This is a genomic window from Streptomyces sp. SID14478, from assembly GCF_010548525.1.
Lineage (GTDB): Bacteria > Actinomycetota > Actinomycetes > Streptomycetales > Streptomycetaceae > Streptomyces.
Genome location: NZ_JAAGMG010000360.1, coordinates 1 through 3,485 on the forward strand (window position 1 = coordinate 1; position 3,485 = coordinate 3,485).

Below are 3,485 nucleotides of genomic sequence, written 5' to 3' on the forward strand. Positions count from 1 at the left end.
CGCGCCGTGCTCACCGAGTACGCCAGCCGTGTCGGCGGCGCCGTTTCCCAGCGCGACCGCGACGGGCTCACCGATACGGCGGGCCAGCGTCAGCAGTTCGAGGGTGGGCTTGCGGACGGCACCGTCCACGTGGTCGACGTAGACCAGAACTTCAGCCATGGGACTTCAATCTCCTGCGGTTACGAGAAGTGGGGCGGATGTCAGGGGCGACCGAGGCTCAGATGAACTTCTGGCCCGCGAGGAACTCGGCGAGCTGCTTGCCGCCCTCACCCTCGTCCTTCACGATCGTGCCCGCGGTGCGCGCGGGACGCTCGGTGGCGGAGTCGACCTTCGTCCAGGCACCCTCAAGGCCCACCTGCCCCGCCTCCAGCTCCAGGTCGGAAAGGTCCCAGGCCTCCACCGGCTTCTTCTTGGCGGCCATGATCCCCTTGAACGACGGGTAACGCGCCTCGCCCGACTGGTCGGTCACCGACACCACCGCCGGCAGCGAAGCCTCCAACTGCTCCGAAGCAGTGTCACCGTCCCGGCGGCCCGAGACCGTACCGCCCTCGACAGACACCTCAGACAACAGCGTCACCTGCGGCACACCCAAACGCTCCGCGACCAGCGCCGGAACGATGCCCATCGTGCCGTCCGTGGACGCCATGCCCGAGACCACCAGATCGAAGCCGGCCTTCTCGACCGCCTTCGCCAGCACCAGCGACGTCCCCATCGCATCCGTACCGTGCAGATCGTCGTCCTCGACGTGGATCGCCTTGTCCGCGCCCATCGACAACGCCTTGCGCAGCGCGTCCTTCGCGTCCTCGGGACCCACCGTCAACACGGTGACCTCCACCTCGTCATCCGAGTTCTCCGAGATCTGCAGCGCCTGCTCGACCGCGTACTCGTCCAGCTCCGACAGCAGCCCGTCGACGTCATCACGATCGACGGTCAGATCCTCGGCGAAATGCCGATCACCCGTCGCGTCCGGCACGTACTTCACGGTGACAACGATCCTCAAGCTCACGCCGGCTCTCCTCGCTCTGAACGGTGTGTCCGTCCACAATATGGCACTCAGTACCCTCCGTAAAGGTACGTAGTGCCAAAGCGGCCCGCGCGGTGTTACGTTCCCGGCATGAGCGAGGCGCGCGAGGTCGACGGGGCACAGAAGAAGGTACCCATGAGGGAGGTGCTGGCCGAGGCGGCGTTCCAGCTGTTCATGGAGCGCGGGTTCGAGCGGACGACCGTGGACGACATCGTGGCGAGGGCCGGGGTGGGGCGGCGGTCCTTCTTCCGGTACTTCCCCTCCAAGGAGGACGCCGTCTTCCCGGACCACGAGAGCTGCCTGGCGGACATGACCGCGTTCCTCGACGCCGCGGGCGACGAGCGCGACGCCGTGGACGTGGTGTGCGACGGCGCTCGGCTCGTCCTGCGGATGTACGCCGCGAACCCCGAATTCTCCGTCCAGCGCTACCGGTTGACCCGCGAGGTGCCGGGCCTTCGGACCTATGAGCTCTCCGTCGTGCGGCGCTACGAGCGCACGCTCGCCGGCTATCTGCGGCGGCGCTGGGACGATGCCGCTGACGGGTCGTTGCGCGCCGAGGTCGTGGCGGCGTCCGTGGTGGCCGCGCACAACAACGGGCTGCGCACCTGGCTGCGTTCGGGCGGCGAGGGGGATGCCGCGGTGGCCGTGGACCGCGCCCTCGACCTCGTACGGCAGGTCTGGGGCGGGGCGGCGGCCGGGGCGCCCGCCGCCCCGGCCGACGAGGTCGTCGTCATGGTCGCCGCCAAGGGGGCTCCCATGTGGCGCGTCATCCAGCAGGTGGAATCCGCGCTGCGTGACGAGTGAGGGTACTCAGTGTCCTAAGCGTCTTTACCGCGCGGCACTGAGTGTCATACGCTGCGGGAGTGCCGAGGCCGCAGCCCGGCGCACAGCGGGCGAGCGCGGGAGGCCGAGCGATGTCAGTGATCTCGGAGATCTCAGGGACACCGGTGATGTTCCGGGGCGGGATCGGCGGCACGGCGCCGACGACGGAGACCGAACCGGGATTCGCCCACCAGCGGTGCCGATGGTGCGGCACGGCATCGTTCCGCCGGCTGCTGTGTCCGGTCTGCGCCTCCAGCGACCTGGAGACGGAGCGCAGCGCGGGACCGGGCGTCGTGGTGCAGTCCCGCGTCGTCCACCGGGGCACCGGCGTGGCCCGCAACGAGTCGATGGTCCGTTTCCCCGAGGACTTCGTCGTGCCCTGCCGGATCGTGGGCACGGCCCCGCACCTGGTGTGGGTGGGGGCCACCGTGCGGCCCGTGCGCGGCGGCAACGCCGACTCCGGGGAAGTCGTCTTCGAACTGTGCGAGGTCACGGGCGACGACGACCCGCGGTGAGCCGGCCGCCGCAGGTCGTCGTGGCGGTCCGGGGCCGGATCAGCCCAGCTTCTTGAGCAGTTCGTCGGCGAGCGGCGCGGACGAGGCCGGGTTCTGCCCGGTGACCAGGTTGCGGTCGACGATCACGTGCGGCGCCCAGGGCTCGCCGACCTTCACGTGCACGCCGGCCTCGGTGAGGCGGTCCTGGAGCAGCCACTTGGCCCGCTCGGCGAGACCGGCCTGGGTCTCCTCGGCGTTCGTGAACGCGGCGATCTCGTAGCCCTTGAAGGTGCTGGTCCCGTCGGGCCCCGTCGCGGCGAGCATCGCGGCCGGACCGTGGCAGACGACGCCGAGCGGCTTGCCGCTCTCCAGCGCCCGCGTGAGCACCTCGCCCGAGTCCGCGTTCACCGCGAGGTCCTCCATCGGGCCGTGGCCGCCCGGGTAGAAGACGGCGGCGTAGTCGTCGAGGTCGACGTCCTCGATCGCGACGGGGGACTGCAGTTCCGTCATCGCGGCCAGTGCGCGGGCGGTCTGCTCCGCGCCCTCGGGGCCACCGTTGAATTCGGGCGCGAGGCTGCCCCGGTCGACGGTCGGGACGACGCCGCCGGGGGTGGCGACGACGATGTCGTGGCCCGCCGCCTTGAAGGCCTGGTACGGCGCCACGGCCTCCTCGGCCCAGAAGCCGGTGGGGTGCTCGGTGCCGTCGGCGAGCGTCCAGTGGTCGGCGCCGGTCAGAACGAAAAGGATCGTGGACATGAGTGAGGCTCCCAAGGTGCGGATCCGCCGCTGCGTACGCGGGTCTTCGGTGCGGTGACGCCTTCGACCGTAGGCCCGCCCACCCATCGGATTCCAATAGGCTCGGCCATATGAGAGATAGGGAAGTCAATGGACTGCCCGACCTGAACCTGCTGCGCACGTTCCTCGCGGTGTACCGGTCGGGGGCCTTCACCGCCGGTGCCCGGCTGCTGGGTCTGTCGCAGCCCACCGTCACCACGCAGATCCGCACGCTGGAGACACAGCTCGGCCGCGAGCTGTTCGAGCGGCTCCCGCGCGGCGTCGCGCCCACCCCGTTCGCCGACGAGCTCGCGGCACGCGTCGTGGCGCCGCTGGACGAGCTCGGCGCGGTCAGCGGCGCCGGCGGCCTG

General features: G+C 70.4%; 5 protein-coding genes and 1 pseudogene. 3 read left to right on the forward strand and 3 right to left on the reverse strand.

What is annotated here, in order from left to right; all coding sequences use genetic code 11:
• Both G3I40_RS11855 and G3I40_RS11860 read right to left on the reverse strand, forming a co-directional pair.
• Nucleotides 1-159: pseudogene (locus tag G3I40_RS11855) on the reverse strand (electron transfer flavoprotein subunit alpha/FixB family protein); the annotation flags it as partial.
• A gap of 58 nt (nucleotides 160-217) precedes the next feature.
• Nucleotides 218-1,006 (reverse strand): electron transfer flavoprotein subunit beta/FixA family protein, encoded by a 789-nt coding sequence (locus tag G3I40_RS11860; protein ID WP_164302120.1) that lies wholly within the window; start codon nucleotides 1,004-1,006, stop codon nucleotides 218-220.
• A gap of 108 nt (nucleotides 1,007-1,114) precedes the next feature.
• Here G3I40_RS11860 and G3I40_RS11865 point away from each other — a divergent pair, with 108 nt between their 5' ends.
• Together G3I40_RS11865 and G3I40_RS11870 are read left to right on the forward strand one after the other, a co-directional pair.
• The gene (locus tag G3I40_RS11865) at nucleotides 1,115-1,828 is read left to right on the forward strand and encodes a TetR family transcriptional regulator (protein ID WP_164302121.1); all 714 of its coding nucleotides are present in this window, start codon (nucleotides 1,115-1,117) and stop codon (nucleotides 1,826-1,828) included.
• Nucleotides 1,829-1,974: 146 nt separating this feature from the next.
• Complete coding sequence (locus G3I40_RS11870; protein WP_164302124.1) at nucleotides 1,975-2,361, forward strand: zinc ribbon domain-containing protein; 387 nt, start codon at nucleotides 1,975-1,977, stop codon at nucleotides 2,359-2,361.
• 39 nt (nucleotides 2,362-2,400) lie between these two features.
• On the opposite strand, the gene G3I40_RS11875 is transcribed toward G3I40_RS11870, so the two are convergent.
• Nucleotides 2,401-3,096 carry a type 1 glutamine amidotransferase domain-containing protein gene (locus tag G3I40_RS11875; protein ID WP_164302122.1) on the reverse strand — a complete coding sequence of 232 codons (696 nt, stop codon included), beginning with the start codon at nucleotides 3,094-3,096 and terminating at the stop codon, nucleotides 2,401-2,403.
• A 110-nt stretch (nucleotides 3,097-3,206) separates the two neighbouring features.
• Here G3I40_RS11875 and G3I40_RS11880 point away from each other — a divergent pair.
• Nucleotides 3,207-3,485: LysR family transcriptional regulator (locus G3I40_RS11880; RefSeq protein ID WP_164302123.1), on the forward strand; the 279-nt coding region annotated here is incomplete at its 3' end.